Origin of the sequence: Amycolatopsis cihanbeyliensis (genome assembly GCF_006715045.1) — a bacterium.
GTDB lineage: Bacteria > Actinomycetota > Actinomycetes > Mycobacteriales > Pseudonocardiaceae > Amycolatopsis > Amycolatopsis cihanbeyliensis.
The window spans coordinates 3,088,748-3,103,420 of sequence record NZ_VFML01000001.1; the positions used below are offsets into that span (position 1 = coordinate 3,088,748).

Annotated in this window: 14 protein-coding genes; 6 read left to right on the plus strand and 8 right to left on the minus strand. The window is 68.6% G+C overall.

Translation table 11 applies throughout. The annotated features are described in order from the left end of the window. Nucleotides 1-27: 27 nt before the first annotated feature. Nucleotides 28-1,119, minus strand: coding sequence for an adenosine deaminase (locus tag FB471_RS13740; protein ID WP_141998441.1), 1,092 nt, complete (start codon nucleotides 1,117-1,119; stop codon nucleotides 28-30). Between the two features lie 230 nt (nucleotides 1,120-1,349). Between FB471_RS13740 and FB471_RS13745 the strand changes: the two genes are divergently transcribed. Next, nucleotides 1,350-2,402 (plus strand): PA containing protein, encoded by a 1,053-nt coding sequence (locus FB471_RS13745; RefSeq protein ID WP_141998443.1) that lies wholly within the window; start codon nucleotides 1,350-1,352, stop codon nucleotides 2,400-2,402. Between the two features lie 33 nt (nucleotides 2,403-2,435). Here the strand turns inward: FB471_RS13745 and FB471_RS13750 are convergent, their stop codons facing one another. Further along, entirely contained in the window at nucleotides 2,436-3,719 is a 1,284-nt protein-coding gene (locus FB471_RS13750) for a thymidine phosphorylase (protein WP_141998445.1), read from the minus strand. Nucleotides 3,720-3,863: 144 nt separating this feature from the next. On the opposite strand from FB471_RS13750, the gene FB471_RS13755 reads away from it, so the two are divergent. From FB471_RS13755 to FB471_RS13765, 3 genes are read left to right on the plus strand one after another with little or no spacing between them, the layout of a single operon-like run. Further along, a complete protein-coding gene (locus FB471_RS13755; RefSeq protein ID WP_141998447.1) occupies nucleotides 3,864-4,553 on the plus strand; it encodes an HAD family hydrolase in 690 nt (229 codons plus the stop codon). A gap of 43 nt (nucleotides 4,554-4,596) precedes the next feature. Continuing rightward, entirely contained in the window at nucleotides 4,597-5,457 is an 861-nt protein-coding gene (locus FB471_RS13760) for a M24 family metallopeptidase (protein ID WP_141998449.1), read from the plus strand. A gap of 21 nt (nucleotides 5,458-5,478) precedes the next feature. Further along, nucleotides 5,479-6,750, plus strand: coding sequence for an MFS transporter (locus FB471_RS13765; RefSeq protein ID WP_141998451.1), 1,272 nt, complete (start codon nucleotides 5,479-5,481; stop codon nucleotides 6,748-6,750). On the opposite strand, the gene FB471_RS13770 is transcribed toward FB471_RS13765, so the two are convergent. From FB471_RS13770 to FB471_RS13795, 6 genes are all read right to left on the minus strand, one after another. Then, the gene (locus FB471_RS13770) at nucleotides 6,734-7,699 is read right to left on the minus strand and encodes a class I SAM-dependent methyltransferase (RefSeq protein WP_141998453.1); all 966 of its coding nucleotides are present in this window, start codon (nucleotides 7,697-7,699) and stop codon (nucleotides 6,734-6,736) included. The genes FB471_RS13765 and FB471_RS13770 overlap by 17 nt on opposite strands. A 72-nt stretch (nucleotides 7,700-7,771) precedes the next feature. After that, nucleotides 7,772-8,167 (minus strand): cytidine deaminase, encoded by a 396-nt coding sequence (locus FB471_RS13775; RefSeq protein ID WP_141998455.1) that lies wholly within the window; start codon nucleotides 8,165-8,167, stop codon nucleotides 7,772-7,774. A gap of 11 nt (nucleotides 8,168-8,178) precedes the next feature. Further along, the gene (locus FB471_RS13780) at nucleotides 8,179-9,450 is read right to left on the minus strand and encodes an ABC transporter permease (RefSeq protein WP_141998457.1); all 1,272 of its coding nucleotides are present in this window, start codon (nucleotides 9,448-9,450) and stop codon (nucleotides 8,179-8,181) included. An 88-nt stretch (nucleotides 9,451-9,538) separates the two neighbouring features. Continuing rightward, on the minus strand, nucleotides 9,539-10,645 hold the full coding sequence (locus tag FB471_RS13785) for an ABC transporter permease (protein WP_141998459.1): 1,107 nt from the start codon (nucleotides 10,643-10,645) through the stop codon (nucleotides 9,539-9,541). After that, a complete protein-coding gene (locus tag FB471_RS13790) occupies nucleotides 10,642-12,207 on the minus strand; it encodes an ABC transporter ATP-binding protein (protein ID WP_141998461.1) in 1,566 nt (521 codons plus the stop codon). Before FB471_RS13790 ends, FB471_RS13785 begins: the two co-directional genes overlap by 4 nt. Before the next feature lie 75 nt (nucleotides 12,208-12,282). Then, nucleotides 12,283-13,386 carry a BMP family lipoprotein gene (locus FB471_RS13795; RefSeq protein ID WP_141998463.1) on the minus strand — a complete coding sequence of 368 codons (1,104 nt, stop codon included), beginning with the start codon at nucleotides 13,384-13,386 and terminating at the stop codon, nucleotides 12,283-12,285. Nucleotides 13,387-13,774: 388 nt separating this feature from the next. On the opposite strand from FB471_RS13795, the gene sdhC reads away from it, so the two are divergent. Further along, nucleotides 13,775-14,236 carry a succinate dehydrogenase, cytochrome b556 subunit gene (sdhC, locus tag FB471_RS13800; RefSeq protein WP_141998465.1) on the plus strand — a complete coding sequence of 154 codons (462 nt, stop codon included), beginning with the start codon at nucleotides 13,775-13,777 and terminating at the stop codon, nucleotides 14,234-14,236. Further along, the gene (locus FB471_RS13805) at nucleotides 14,236-14,652 is read left to right on the plus strand and encodes a succinate dehydrogenase hydrophobic membrane anchor subunit (RefSeq protein WP_141998467.1); all 417 of its coding nucleotides are present in this window, start codon (nucleotides 14,236-14,238) and stop codon (nucleotides 14,650-14,652) included. Before sdhC ends, FB471_RS13805 begins: the two co-directional genes overlap by 1 nt. The last annotated feature ends 21 nt before the right edge of the window (nucleotides 14,653-14,673 follow it).

Genomic DNA, 14,673 nt, shown 5'->3' on the forward strand with positions numbered 1-14,673 from the left:
AAACCCCCGAATGGGGGAGGAATATCGTTAGTTCGGTAACTTGGCGTAGCCGGGCTTGATAACGTTGTTGATCAAATCCAACCGGCGGTCGAAATCGAGGAAGGCCGATTTCATCGCATTGATGGTGAACCACTGAATGTCGGCCCACCCGTAACCGAACGCGTCCACCAGCTCGGCGAACTCCGAGGACAGCGTGCACCCGCTCATCAGGCGGTTGTCGGTGTTGACGGTCACCCGGAAGCGCAGCCGCGCGAGCAGGCCGAGCGGGTGCTCGGCGATCGAGGGGGCCGCCCCGGTCTGCACGTTGGAGGAGGGGCAGATCTCCAGCGGGGTCCGGCGGTCCCGGACGTACCCGGCCAGCCGCCCGAGGTGCACTTCGCCCCGCTCGTCGGTCTTGATGTCGTCGGTGATCCGGACCCCGTGCCCCAGCCGCTCGGCTCCGCAGTGCTGGATGGCCTCCCAGATCGAGGCCAGGCCGAACGCCTCACCGGCGTGGATGGTGAAGTGAGCGTTGCTGGTCCGGATGTACTCGAAGGCGTCCAGGTTCCTGGTGGGCGGGAAGCCGGCCTCCGGCCCGGCGATATCGAACCCGGCGACACCCACGTCCCGGTAGCGCACCGCGAGCTCGGCGATCTCCAGCGCCCTGGCGTGCTGGCGCATGGCGCACAGCAGGGTCGCCATGTGGATCCGGCGGCCGCGCTCGGCGGCCCTGCGGGTGCCCTCGGCGAAGCCCTCCTGCACCGCCTCGACCACCGCTTCGAGGGACAGTCCCCGCTCGACGAACAACTCCGGGGCGTACCGGACCTCGGCGTACACCACGCCGTCCTCCGCGAGGTCCTCCGCCGCCTCCGCGGCGACCCTGACCAGGGCTTGTTCGGTCTGCATCACGCCACACGTATGCGCGAAGGTCTCCAGGTAGGATTCCAGTGATCCGGAGTTCGCCGCCGCCTGGAACCACCGTTCCAGCTCGGCGACGTCCGTGGTCGGTAGTTCCCGGTAGCCGGTGGCCTCGGCCAGCTCGGCCACGGTGCGCGGCCGTAGCCCGCCGTCGAGGTGGTCGTGCAGCAGGACCTTGGGGGCGGTACGGATGGTCTCCAGGGTGGGGGCAAGATCCGACATGTCCTCACACTACCGAGGACCGGGCGGACCTGGGCTTTCACCTACAGGGGTCGTCCCGGGCGAAGCCTCATCCTCAACTTGACCCTCAGCTCCGCTCCGGGCCGCCGGCATTGGGCCATCGGAGTTGCGCACGTCATTCCGATATTCGCGGGGCGGATACTCACAGCAATTCGACGGTAGCTAGGCTTCCGCCCACGTCCCATCTTTCCCCGCCGATGAAGGACTCCGCAGTGACCACTGACAACAACCTTGCTCCGTCCTTCGACCGGATGCGCAACATGCTGGTGCGCGCGGCCGAGGTCCGAGAGAGCGAACAGCAGCAGATCTTCGACGCCCTCGACGACATCTACGCCCGGCTCTCGCCGGTCGACTCGCTCGGAGCGGTCCGCAAGCGGCTGTCCGAGTTGCCCGACCGCACCGAGGTCGGGGTGCTGGCCGAGCGGCTGGACGAGGCGATGACCCGGCTCGAGGCGCAGGACAACGCCATCGCCGAGGTCACCCGCGCGGTCGAGGCGATCGTCGACAAGCTGGCGAAGCCGTTCGCGCAGCTGGACGGCAGGCTGGACGGGGTCGGCGCACGCTTCGAGGGCGTCGCGGGCCGGATGGACGGCCTCGAGGACAAGCTGCAGAACATCCACCGCAGGCTGGACGAGCTCGGCACGCACCTGGACAAGCAGGACGACAAGCTGGACGGGCTGCCCGCGGCGGTGCACGGCCCGGTGCGCGAGCGGATCGACGCGCTGGAGACCGACCTGCAGGCCCGGATCACCGAGCTGGACGAGGCCACCAAGGAGCGCACCGAGGCGGTGCGCAACGCGGTCACCGAGACCGGCGAGATGGTCGATCCCGCCGAGCGGCTGGACAACCTGGGCGGCCGGATCGAGCAGGTCGGCAGCAGGCTCGAGGCGCTGGCCGGCAGGCTGGACAAGGTCGAGGAAGCCGTCACCGAGCGGCTCGGCGAGCTGGACGGCTCGCTGAAGAGTGGCCTTTCCAAGGTCGAGGGCACCATCTCCGACCGGCCGGACACCGAGGTCGTCACCTCGCTGGTGAAGCAGAGCAACGAGGAGTCCGAGCGGCGCATCGGTGGCCAGCTGGACGAGGCGATGGCCACCTTCGCGGAGCTGATGCTCGGCGGTGGCCCGGCCCCGCAGCCGGTACCGGCCCCGCCCGCGCCACGGCAGCCGCGCCGGAACAACCGCAACGGCCGCTCCACCAAGGCCGCCGCCGACAAGACCAAGAACTCCAGCAACAACGGCGAGTCGAACGAGGAGAGCTCGAGCTGACCGTGCCGCGCGTTCAGCACCGGCACTGACCCGCTACTCCCGGATCGTCTCCAGCAGGACGCCCTCGCCCGCGGCGGGGGCGTCCTGCGTTCCGGTGATCGCGAGCCCCTCGCGCAGCACCTCCAGCGCGGCCGGCACGGCGTCCGGGGTGTCGGTGTGCAGCTCGAGCAGCGGCTGCCCGGCGCGCACCCGGTCACCGGGCTTGGCAAGGCAACGGATACCGGCGGCGGCCTGCACCCGCTCACCGCGCCGGGTGCGACCGGCACCCAGCCGCCAGGCGGCGACTCCCACGGCGTAGGCGTCCAGGGTGGCCAGCACGCCGTCGGACTCGGCGGTGACCACCCGCGTGTGTTCCGGGGTCGGCAGCGCGGCCTCCGGGTCGCCGCCCTGCGCGCTGATCATCCGGCACCAGGTCTCGTAGGCCTTGCCGGAGGCCAGCATCGGGGCCGGGTCCACCTCGGCCAGCCCCGCCGCGGCCAGCATCTCCCGTGCCAGCGCCAGGGTGAGCTCGACCACATCGGCGGGGCCGCCGCCGCGCAGCACCTCGACCGACTCGGCGACCTCCACGGCGTTGCCGACCGCGTTGCCGAGCGGGACGCTCATCCCGGTCAGCAGCGCGGTGGTCGCCACCCCATGCGCGGCGCCGATCCGCACCATCGTACGGGCCAGCTCGCGCGCCTGCTCGCGCTCGCGCATGAAGGCCCCAGTGCCGGTCTTGACGTCCAGCACCAGCGCGCCGGCGCCCTCGGCGATCTTCTTGCTCATGATCGAACTGGCGATCAGCGGGATCGACTCCACGGTCCCGGTGACGTCGCGCAGGGCGTAGAGCTTGCGGTCGGCGGGGGCCAGCGTGGGCGTGGCCGCGCAGACCACCGCGCCCACCCGCTCCAGCTGGCGGTTGATCTCCTCGACACTCAGCTCGGCCCGCCAGCCCGGGATGGCCTCCAGCTTGTCCAGCGTGCCGCCGGTGTGCCCGAGTCCCCTTCCGGACAGCTGCGGCACCGCGGCGCCGCAGGCGGCGACCAGCGGGGCCAGCGGCAGCGTGATCTTGTCCCCGACGCCGCCGGTGGAGTGCTTGTCCACGGTCGGCCGGGACACCCGCAGGTCCAGCCGCTCGCCGGAGTCGATCATCGCGCCGGTCCAGTCCGCGGTCTCGGCCGCGTCCATCCCGCGCAGGAAGATCGCCATAGCCAGTGCGGACATCTGCTCCTCGGCCACCACCTCGCGGGTGTAAGCATCGACGACCCAATCGATCTGCTCGGCGGTCAGCCGCTGCCCGTCGCGCTTGCTCCGAATGACGTCCACAACCGTGTGCATTGGCCCGATCCTACCGGCGAGCACTGAAAGTGACCCGGATCACACCTTAAATGTATCGATTGGCGGTGCCGGCACGCGGGTACAAGTGTGACACTCCCCTCACCGTGGTAAACGAAACGTCACGTCTGGGGATACGGGGGAGTTTTGATCAACAATGATCGAGCGCTGCCGGACCGCGCTCGCCTTTTCATTTTCGACATGGACGGAACACTGCTTCCCGATACTACGGGCCTGCTTGCCGTCGCCTCCGCACTGGACACGGTCGACGAGGTAAGGGAACTCGAACGACAATTCGCGGACGGCACGCTGAGCACCGTCGATTTCTCTCGCGCTGTGCACCGACTCTGGGGCGTCGTACCCGACGACGTCGCCCGCCGCGCCTTCGATTCCTGCGCGAAACTGGAGAAGATTCGCGAGGTCACCGAGCGCATCGCGAACGACGGAGGTATCTCCTGCCTGATTACCATGTCGCAGGACTTCTTCGCCGATCATTTCCACGAGTTCGGCTTCGACCACGTCTTTGCCAGCCCCTACCCGAGGACGGCCGAGGCCATCACGGCGGGCGTGCCGGAGTCCGACATCCTCACCCCAGAGTCGAAGCCGTTAATCGCGGACGCGCTCTGCACGAAGCATGGCCTGCGATTCGCCGACACCGTAGCCTTCGGTGACTCGGGAAGCGATCTACCACTATTCGAGCAACTCCGGCACACCGTCGCAGTGAACGGCAACCAGCGCATCACCGAACTGAGCTCGACGAGCTACCGGGGAAATTCTCTGCTGGGCGCATACGAGGCAGCCCTTGAAATGATTGCGCTATGCCGACAGGCATCATAAAGAAGTAATTCACATATCAGAAATGTAGACCTGGGGGTTTACCGTGTCCACCACGGAAAATAGTATCTCATTACGACACCCGAAAGCCGTCGAATCCTTGAATCGGGGGCGAAAGATCGTCGCGGACGCGTTCAGGGACACCTTGCACGCCTTATGTCACCGTGACGATGTCACCGAGATAGAATTCAGAGACCGCTGGCACCGGGGAATTTCTGAATCCGAGGAAATGACCTGGGACGGCTGGTACACCCCACCGTTGATGGGCATGTCCGTATTGTTCGCCACCGCAGCCGACCCGTCCAGGGTGAACTTCCGAACTTTCCGGGACAAGAATAGTTTCGTCTCGGCCAGAACGCTCGACCCGGACAACGGAATCGTGCTCGGCTATGCCTCCAACGTACACCGCAGGACCGGCCTGCCCGGGGACTTCGCCACCACCGTCTACCTCGGTCGCGAGCCTCGTGTGCGCGACCACTTCGCCCGCGCCCGCGAGGCATGCCGGGAGATGATCTCCGCCGTGAGTTCCGGCAGCACGGCTGGTGACCTGCACGCCGCGGCGCTGGACGCGCTGGCCAGGCGCGGGCTCAGCGGTACCACTCACAGTGACACCGACCCGGACGGGCACAACGTCGGCCACTCCCTGCCTCGGCTACCGGTCGGCCCACTCGGCCGCACCCTGCGCCCCGAGCAGATCGACAAGCTGCGGCACGACCGGCTGTTCGTCCGGAGGGGCGGGGAGTGGGGCCTGGCCTCGGTCGAGCAGTTCACCGTGGAGCCACAGGTGGTTTCCCCCGAAGACCCGACCTTGCCCAAGATCATGCTGCATTATGTGCTGAATGCACGGCGAACTGTGACCGTCTGTGACGCATGCGAGGATCCACTACGGGATCTCGACCTTGCCTGATGGCGCTGGGAGGACAAACCGGTGAGCACGACCGCAGGCCACTACGGCCTTGACCGCGAGCGCACCGACTGGCTGACAGTGATCCTGCTGTTCGTGGCAGGCATCGGTGCGGCGATGCACTTCGCCAAGGTGCCTGCCGCGCTGCCACTCATTTCCGCCGAACTCGGGTTTTCCCCTGTGGTCGGCGGGCTCGCGGTGTCACTGGTCGCGGTGCTCGGGATGCTCCTTGGTGTCGCGTCGGGCACGCTGGTGGACGCCTGGGGCCGGCGCAAGTTGTTGCTGTTCGCACTCGTCGTCGGTGCGCTGACCTCCGCGTTGATACCGCTGTTGCCGACATCCGGCGCGTTCCTCGGCCTACGGCTCGTCGAGGGCATCTCGCACCTGGTGATCGTCGTGGCGGCGCCGAGCCTGATGGGGGTACTCGCCAAACCTTCCGACCGCACGGTGGTGATGACGCTGTGGGGCAGCTTCTTCGCGGTGGGCTTCGCGGTGACCGACGCCGTGGCCCCCGCGCTGCTGGACGGCGGGGGCTGGTCGACCTTGTTCTGGGCGCACGCCGGCCTCCTGCTACTCACTGCCGTGCTGGTGGCGCCGAGGCTGAGCCGGTTGGCGCGGCAGCAGACCCTGGAGCCGCCGCCTACCACCACCGACGTCCGCGCACTGCTGCGCACGCTGGTGACCGACCACAAGGTGCTGTACCGCAACCTGCCGATCGTGCTGGCCGCGTCCGGCTTCGGGCTGCACTGCCTGCTGTTCAATGCCTACCTGACCTACGTGCGGGAGGTGCTGCTCGACCGGGGGGCGCTGGACGGGGGCGGGGTAGGTCCGTGGATGGCGCTGCTGGCGCTGCTGTCCATCGGCAGCACCATCATTATTGGTGGCATCCTGCTTCGGCTCGGCGTCTCGCCGTTCACCACGCTTGTGGTGTGCTTCGCGGGCGAGGCGCTGGCGGGTGCGGCGCTGTTCACCGGCGTGCTCGGCACGGCCAGCCTACTGCCGGCCAGCATCGTGCTGTTCCTCTTCGACGGCTGCGTTCAAGGCGCGACCTTCGCCACGATCCCGCTGGTGGCCACCGACCGGATGGCGGCGCTGGCACACGGCGCGTTCGCCCAGACCGGCAACATCGGCAGCTTCCTCGGCCCGCCGGTGTTCGCTGCGGCCGCGGTGGCCGGTGGCTGGACAGCAGGGGCGGTGCCGACGGTGCTCGGCTGCGTGGCAGGTATCGCGTGCACCATCCTGGCGGCCAGGATGGCGCGGCGCGACACCGCACCGGCGACTAACACCCTTCGATGAGGTATGCCTCGCCCCACCAGAAGTCGGCAACCTTGCGCGGCTCACCCTCCGGGGTGAACCCGGCCTCGATGAGATCGCGGCACCAGTCGGCCGCGGTCTGCTCGTGGTGCACCTTGTCCTCGTCCGGGCGCAGCGTGCCGAGCAGCACCGGGGCGAGGAAACCCTGCCGCACCAAGTTGTGTGGCTCCGGATACTCGGCCATCCCGGCTTCGTACCGGGTAACCACGTAGTCGAACCAGTCCGGGTGCAGCGCGTGCTCGGCGCGCGGGACGTCGAACTCGACGAGGACAAGCCTGCTCGCCCGCTCGCGCAACCAACGCAACGTGGCCGGTCGCTCCGCCGAAGGCAACGACAGCATCGCGAAGGTCTCCTGCGCGAGGTCCCAGCGCTCACCCGCGCCCACCTGCGCCATGAAGGTGGCCATGGTTTCCTCGAACGTCCGGTGCTCGATGTCGCGCTCGGCGAGTGCCTTGGCCGTCACGGCGAGCCGCGGCCCGGACGGTTCCACGACGTCCACCCTGCCGACGTCCCCGGTCAGCGACGGCAGCAGGCCGAGACCCTCACCGGTGCCGATGTCGAGCAGCGCGGCGGGCCGTAGTTCGCGGTAGCGGGCGGTGAGTGCCTCGTGCGTACGTCGGTACAGCTCCACGTTGCCGCCGCCCCTGCCGAACGCGGAGAACGCCTCCGGCGAGATGTATACCTCGGCGGTATCCGCGGCTCCCGCTGAGCCCAGCCCGGCAAGGTAGTGCGCACACTCGGCGAACACGACGCGGGCGGGCTCCTGTCGCGACGCGGCGGTGATGTGCTCGACGGCCGCCGCGCGCGCGTCCTGCGCCTGCGCCACCAGCCCGGTGTAGAAGCGTTCCTGTGCCGTGGTCGCCATGGCGGCCACGTCGTCGTGCGCCGCACCTGCCCGGTAGGCGGCCCACAGTTGAGAAACCCCCATCATGAACCCCCAGTTCCTCCGTACCTCCCGATGCCCAGGCCCCGAGCCTAACACCGCACCTTGCCCGAGAGCCGCTCACAGCAGGAAGGGCTCCGGGAAGACCGTCCGCATCGGGCGGCTACCGTTCGGGGTGTCCACCAAGCAGTCCGGGCCACCGAGCTCCAGCAGGATCTGGCGGCAACGGCCACACGGCATCAGCAGCTCGCCCTCCCCGCTGCGGCACGCGACGGCCACCAGCCGCGCACCCCCGGAAAGGCGTAGCTGGCCCGCCATCGTGCACTCGGCGCACAGGGACAGCCCGTACGAGCTGTTCTCCACATTGCAGCCGAGCACGATCGTGCCTGCGGAGGTGAGCCCGGCCGCCCCGACGTGCAACCCCGAGTACGGCGCGTAGGCCCTCGTCGCGATCTCCACCGCGCTGACCCGCAACCCCTCCCAGTCCACTGTGTCCGCGTTGTACACAGTGTCCATATCGGACTCCATCAGTCGCCCTCTCCGCGACGGTACTGCCGGCCGATCGACTTCGGTGGGCGCAGCCGTTGCGCCGCGACGGCAAGCACGATCAGCGTGACGAAGTGCGCCGAGTACGGGATCAGGTCGCTCGGCAGTTCGTCGTTGGACCAGTAGATGTAATACAGGATCCCGGCCCCGACCACCCCGAGCGCCGCCGCGATCCACCGCCGCCGCAACAACTGCACCACCACGATCACCGCCAGCAGCAGCACCGCGCCGTAGAGCAGGGCGAGCACCGCCTCGCCGCCCCCGGAGAGTTGCAGGCCGTCGGCGTAGCCGAACAGCGCGGCGCCGCCGAGCAGCCCACCGGGCCGCCAGTTGCCGAAGATCATCGCGGCCAGGCCGATGAACCCGCGGCCGTTCGTTTGGTTCTCCAGGTAGTCGGCCCCGCCGGGCAGCAGCACCAGCGAGGCACCACCCATCCCGGCCAGCCCACCGGACACCGCCAGCGCGGCGTACTTGTGCAGGTAGACGTTCACCCCGAGGGACTCGGCCGCCACCGGGCTCTCCCCGCAGGAACGCAGCCGCAGGCCGAACCGGGTGCGCCAGAGCACGAGGTAGCTGAGGAGGACCAACAGCAGCGCGATCATCGCCAGCGGGGAGACCTGGGTGATCAGCCCGCGCAGCAACCCGGCCACATCGGAGATCCCTGCCCGCTGCATCTCCTCGAGGTCGCCGAGCCAGTCGGAGAGGAAGGTCGCCGAGTAGGTGTCGAACTTCGGCACCGGCGGCGACTGCTTCGGGTTGCCCGACAGCGGCTCGAACACCAGCTTGGCCAGGTACTTCGTCACGCCGAGGCCGAGCAGGTTGATCGCGACACCGGAGACGATATGGTTGACCCCGAACGTCACCGTCGCCAGCGCGTGCAGCAGTCCACCCAGCGCGCCGAACGCGATCGCCGCGAGCAACCCGGCCCACACGCCGCCGTAGTAGGCGCCCCACGCCGCGCCCCACGTGCCGAGGATCATCATGCCCTCGAGCCCGATGTTGATCACGCCGGCGCGTTCGGCCCACAGCCCGCCGAGCGCGGCCAGCAGGATCGGCAGCGCGAGCCGCAGCGCGGTGTTCGCCGTGTTGGTGGACGTGAGCACGTCCACCCCGGTCAGGTAAGACGTGGTGGACAGCACGGCGATCGCCACAACCGCCCACAGCACGCCCCGCAGCCAGCCCGGCATCCGCCGCCGGGGCTCGGGCGGCATCGTCTCCGGCGAACTCGCGGGGGGCGCGATCATCGCACTCATGCTCGCTCCTCCGCGGCCCCACGCGGGGTCTTCCGCCAGGGGCGCGCTCCGCTGTCACCTTGAGAGCCGCGGCTCGACACCGGGCGACTCATACCGAACCCCCTTCGCTCACCGAGGCGGGTTTGCCGCCCCTGCCGTTACCGCCGAAGGCCCGGCCGACCCTGCGCTGCTCGGCAGTGAGCTCGGCCCGGCGGACGACCTCGTAGGCAACCACCACGGAGAGCACGATCGTGCCCTGGATGATCGTCGCAATCTCCCTGGGCACGTCGATGAATTCGAGCGAGACCGCCGACTTGTCCAGGAAGGCCCAGAGCAACGCACCGAGCGCGATCCCCCCTGGATGGTTGCGGCCGAGCAGGGCAACCGCGATGCCGGTGAAGCCGTACTGCTGCGCCGAGGTGACGTAGTAGACGTGGTCACGGCCCAGCAGTTCGGGCATCGCGACCAGCCCAGCGACCGCGCCGGAGATCAGCATCGCGGCCAGCACCATCTTCTTAGCGCTGACCCCGCCTGCCGCGGCCGCGGTCGGCGACTCGCCGCTTGCTCTCAGCTCGAAGCCGAACCGGGTGCGGTTGAGCAGGAACCAGTACCCGTAGCCGAGCGCCGCAGCGACGATCGCGAAGCCGAAGATCGTGCCCGCGCCGCCGAGCGGAATCCCCGGCACCCAGCCGCTCTCATCGATCTCCGCGGTGCTGACGTTGTTGCCGCGCTGCACGCCGAACTGGTCCGGGTTGATCAGGAACGCAATGATCCCACCGACGATCGAGTTCAGCATGATCGTGGAGATCACCTCGTGCACGCCGCGGGTGACCTTCAGCACCGCCGGGATGGCCGCGTAGGCCGCACCGGCGAACGCGGCCACCAGGATGATCACCAGGGTGTGCAGCACGGGCGGCAGGTCCATCGCCGCGCCCACGATGGCCGCGATGATCGCGGCGAACCGGTACTGGCCCTCCACCCCGATGTTGAACAGGTTCATCTGGAAGCCGACCGCGACCGCGAGCCCGGCGAGGTAGTACACGGTGGCGAGGTTGACGGTGTCCACCGCGACGTTGCCACGGCCGAGCTGGCTGACCATCGTGCCGAAGGCCCGGAGCGGGTCGGCCCCGGAGACCAGCAACGCGATCGAGGACAGCAGCACCGCGAACACGATCGCCAGCAGCGGTGGCAGCAGCGCGGAGCGCCAGGACCTCACTCGCCCTCACCCCCACTCTCCGCGCCGGTCATCGCCGAGCCAAGCTCCTGCGGGGTGACGGTCGCCGGGTCGGCCTCGCTAACCAGCCGTCCGCGCAGCATCACCCTGATCGTGTCGGACAGGCCGATCAGCTCGTCGAGATCCGCCGAGACCAGCAGTACGGCCAGCCCTTCGGCGCGAGCGGTGCGGATCTGCTCCCAGATCAGCGCCTGCGCCCCGACGTCGACGCCGCGCGTGGGGTGCGACGCGATGAGCAGCACCGGCCGGCAGGAGAGCTCCCTGCCGACGACGAGCTTCTGCTGGTTGCCGCCGGACAGGGCGCCCGCGACGACGTCGATGCCCGGCGTGCGCACGTCATAGGCCTCGATGATCCGTTCGGTGTCTTTCTTCGCGCCCGCGATGTTCAGCAGCCGGCGACCAGCCACCGGTTCGCGGGTCTGGTAGCCGAGCATCCGGTTGGCCCACAGCGATTGCTTGAGCAGCAGGCCGTGCCGGGTGCGGTCCTCTGCGATGTAGCCGATGCCCGCCTCCCTGCGCGCCAGGGTGCCGAGCCGGGTGAGGTCCTGGGGTTCGCCGTCGGGGCCGGTGAGTTCGACCGTCCCGCCACCGGCTCTGCGGATACCCATCAGCGCCTCGACCAGCTCGGTCTGCCCGTTGCCCTCGACGCCCGCGATGCCGAGCACCTCGCCCGCGTGCACGGTGAACGAGATGTCCTCGAGGACCGCGCGGCCGGCGCCCCCGGTGTCGTCGGCTGACAGTCGCAGGGCATCGACCCGAAGCACGTCACGGCCACCCACCCTCGACCGCCTGGTCTCGGGCCTCGGCAGCTCGCTGCCCACCATCATCTCGGCGAGCTGCCTGCTGCTGACCGTGGAAGGGTCGACCGTGCCGACGGTGGACCCGCGCCGGATCACGGTCACCGTGTCGGCGATGGCACGCACCTCGTCCAGCTTGTGCGAGATGAACAGGAAGGTGAAACCCTCGCGCTGCATACTGCGCACAGTGTTGAACAGCGCGTCGACCTCCTGCGGAACCAGCACCGCGGTCGGCTCGTCCAGGATCACGATGCGGGCGCCCCGATAGAGCACCTTCATGATCTCCACCCGCTGCCGGTCGGCGACGCCGAGCCGCTCCACCAGGGTGCCCGGCGCTGCCCGCAGCCCGCTCTGCTCGGCGAGATCGGCAACCCGCGCCGAGGCAGCCCTGCCAATCCCGTGCAGCGACTCCGCGCCGAGCAGCACGTTCTCCCGGACGGTCAGATTGTCGGCGAGCATGAAGTGCTGGTGCACCATGCCGATCCCGGCCGTGATCGCGTCCTGCGGGTTGCGCAGCCGCACCTGCTCACCGTGCACCGCGATGGTGCCCTCGTCCGGCTGCTGCATGCCGTAGAGGATCTTCATCAGGGTGGACTTGCCCGCCCCGTTCTCCCCACAGATCGCGTGCACCTCGCCCGCGTGCACGACGAGGTTGACGTCGGAGTTGGCGACCACGCCGGGGAAACGTTTGGTGATACCGGTCAGCTGGACGACCAGCTCGCCCTGGTCGGGCCGAGGTTCGTTCATCGGGTGGGCTCTCCTTGCCGAAAGCCTGGGCCCGCCGGGCGGGATCGCCGCCGCGGGCCCAGGCGTGGGTGACGCTCAGTTCTCCAGTTCGGCCGAGACCTTGATCTTGCCGTCGATGATCTGCTGCTTGTAGCCCTCGAGAATCGGCACAATGTCGTCGATCTTGCCGCCGGAGGTGGAATAGCCGACGCCGCCCGCGGCGAGGTCGAAGCGCTCCGGCAGCGTGGAGAGATCGTCCCTGGCCACCGCGACGAGATAGTCGAACACGGCCACGTCGACCCGCTTGACCATCGAGGTGACGATGACGTCCTTGACCGGGTCCATCGTCTGCTGCTTGTACTGGTCGGAGTCGACGCCGATGGCCAGCGCACCGGCCGACTTGGCGGCCTGGAACACGCCCTTGCCAGAGGCCCCGGCGGCGTGGAAGAGCACGTCGGCGCCGTTGGCGATCTGCGCGGAGGACTTGGCGTTGCCCTTGGCCGGGTCGTTGAAGCCGGTAATGTCCCCGGCCGGGGTGAGGTAGTCTTCCTCGATCTGCACCTCGTCCGAGACCGCCTCGGCACCCTGCCGGAAACCCGCCTGGAACTTCTGGATCAGCGGGGTGTTCACGCCGCCGACGAAACCGACGTGGCAGTTCTCGCTCTTGTAGACCGCGGCGACCCCGGCCAGGAAGGATCCCTCCTCCTCGGCGAACAGCAGCGGGGTGACGTTCGGCAGGTCCACTGTGCCGTCGATCAGCGCGAACTGGGTGTCCGGGAACTTCGGGGCGACATCCTTGACCGAGGGCGCGTAGGCGAAGCCGACCGCGATGATCGGGCTGTAGCCCGCGGCCGCCATCTGCTGCAGGCGCTGCTTCTTGGCGTCCTCGGTCTCGTTGGCCGTCGCGGTGCTCTCGCTGACGTCGGTGACGCCGAGTTCCGCCTTCGCCTTGTCGACGCCGGCCGCCGCCGCGTCGTTGAACGAGGCGTCGCCGCGGCCGCCGAGGTCGAAGGCGAGGCCGACCCGCAGGTCGCTGGCATCGACGTCGACGGGCGCCTTACTCTCCCGCGAGCTACCTTTGGGGGGAGGCGGCGGTTCCGGAGCGGTCACGCATGGGCCCGCATCGCCCGAGCCACCCGAGTCGGCGTTGTTGGTACCGGAGTCCTTCGCACAACCGGCCAGCGTGAGCACGCCAGCCATCGCGACAGCCGCGAACATCCGGCCGCGCGTTCGAAGACTGATTCTCATTGGCAGCCTTTCTCGTTCCCCAGTTATCAAGCTCGATTGGCGCACGGTACCCGCCGGTCAGCGGAAGACCATAAGGAGACCACCGCGCGTAATCCAAATGTTTACTCGAGCAATTGTATACAGTATCCTAATATGTTCGCCGGTGGTGTCTGGTCCATCACACAGACGAGGCCGAGGTTGAGTGCCGCGGACGCGGCGGGTCTAGCATCCAGTGCATCAACGCTCGACGACCTTTGACCTCGGCATCGTCGCCGATCCGTCCCAAGTGGACGCATCTGCGGGCGTCGGAGTCGCCGGTCAGCCGGGCTCAGTCCAGCCAGACGTTGGAGGCCTTTCACCGATGTCCACCACGGCTAGCACCGCAGCGGAGGGGGCCGAGAGCCACGCGGCGGTGCGCAGCGATCGGACAGGCACTTCACGGCGCGGCACGTTCTACCGCGGCGACCCCGGCATGTGGTCCTGGGTGCTGCACCGTGTCACCGGCGTGCTCACCTTCTTCTTCCTGTTCGTCCACGTGCTCGACACCGCGCTGGTCCGGGTGTCCCCGGACAGCTACGACGCGGTCATCGAGACCTACAAGACCCCGCTGGTCAACCTGCTGGAGGTCGCGCTCGTCGGCGCGGTGCTCTACCACGCGCTGAACGGCATCCGAGTGATGCTGGTGGACTTCTGGTCCAGGGGCCCCAGGCTGCAGCGCCAGATGCTGTGGACGATCATCGGCATCTGGGTGGTCGTGATGGTGCCCGGCACCTACGTCATGCTCGAACGCACGGTGCGCGAACTGTTCGGAGGCGGGAACTGATGACCGAGGCCCTCACCCTGGACAAGCCCCGCTCCCCGCGCCGCCCGGCGGCCCGGCGCAGCAACTTCGAGCTCTACAGCTGGCTGTTCATGCGTATCTCCGGCCTCGCGCTGGTGGTGCTCGTGCTCGGCCACCTGCTCATCATGAACATCCTGGACGGCGGGGTACACCGGCTGAACTTCGCCTTCGTCGCGGGCCGGTGGGCCTCACCGTTCTGGCAGTTCTGGGACCTGGCGATGCTCTGGCTCGCCCAGCTGCACGGCGGCAACGGCCTGCGCACCATCATCGACGACTACGCCCGCAAGGACAGCACCCGGTTCTGGCTGAAGATCGTGCTGTACGTGTCGATGGTGCTCATCCTCTCCGTCGGCACCCTGGTGATCTTCACCTTCGACCCGAACATCTCGGCCAGCTGACCCACCACACACGGAGCGTTT

What these genes read in the sequence shown, in the direction of transcription:
- FB471_RS13740 (WP_141998441.1), bottom strand. Translation starts at nt 1,119, where the DNA reads ATGTCGGATCTTGCCCCCACCCTGGAGACCATCCGTACCGCCCCCAAG.
- FB471_RS13750 (WP_141998445.1), bottom strand. Translation starts at nt 3,719, where the DNA reads ATGCACACGGTTGTGGACGTCATTCGGAGCAAGCGCGACGGGCAGCGG.
- FB471_RS13770 (WP_141998453.1), bottom strand. Translation starts at nt 7,699, where the DNA reads ATGATGGGGGTTTCTCAACTGTGGGCCGCCTACCGGGCAGGTGCGGCG.
- FB471_RS13775 (WP_141998455.1), bottom strand. Translation starts at nt 8,167, where the DNA reads ATGGACACTGTGTACAACGCGGACACAGTGGACTGGGAGGGGTTGCGG.
- FB471_RS13780 (WP_141998457.1), bottom strand. Translation starts at nt 9,450, where the DNA reads ATGAGTGCGATGATCGCGCCCCCCGCGAGTTCGCCGGAGACGATGCCG.
- FB471_RS13790 (WP_141998461.1), bottom strand. Translation starts at nt 12,207, where the DNA reads ATGAACGAACCTCGGCCCGACCAGGGCGAGCTGGTCGTCCAGCTGACC.
- FB471_RS13795 (WP_141998463.1), bottom strand. Translation starts at nt 13,386, where the DNA reads ATGGCTGGCGTGCTCACGCTGGCCGGTTGTGCGAAGGACTCCGGTACC.
- sdhC (WP_141998465.1), top strand. Translation starts at nt 13,775, where the DNA reads ATGTCCACCACGGCTAGCACCGCAGCGGAGGGGGCCGAGAGCCACGCG.
- FB471_RS13805 (WP_141998467.1), top strand. Translation starts at nt 14,236, where the DNA reads ATGACCGAGGCCCTCACCCTGGACAAGCCCCGCTCCCCGCGCCGCCCG.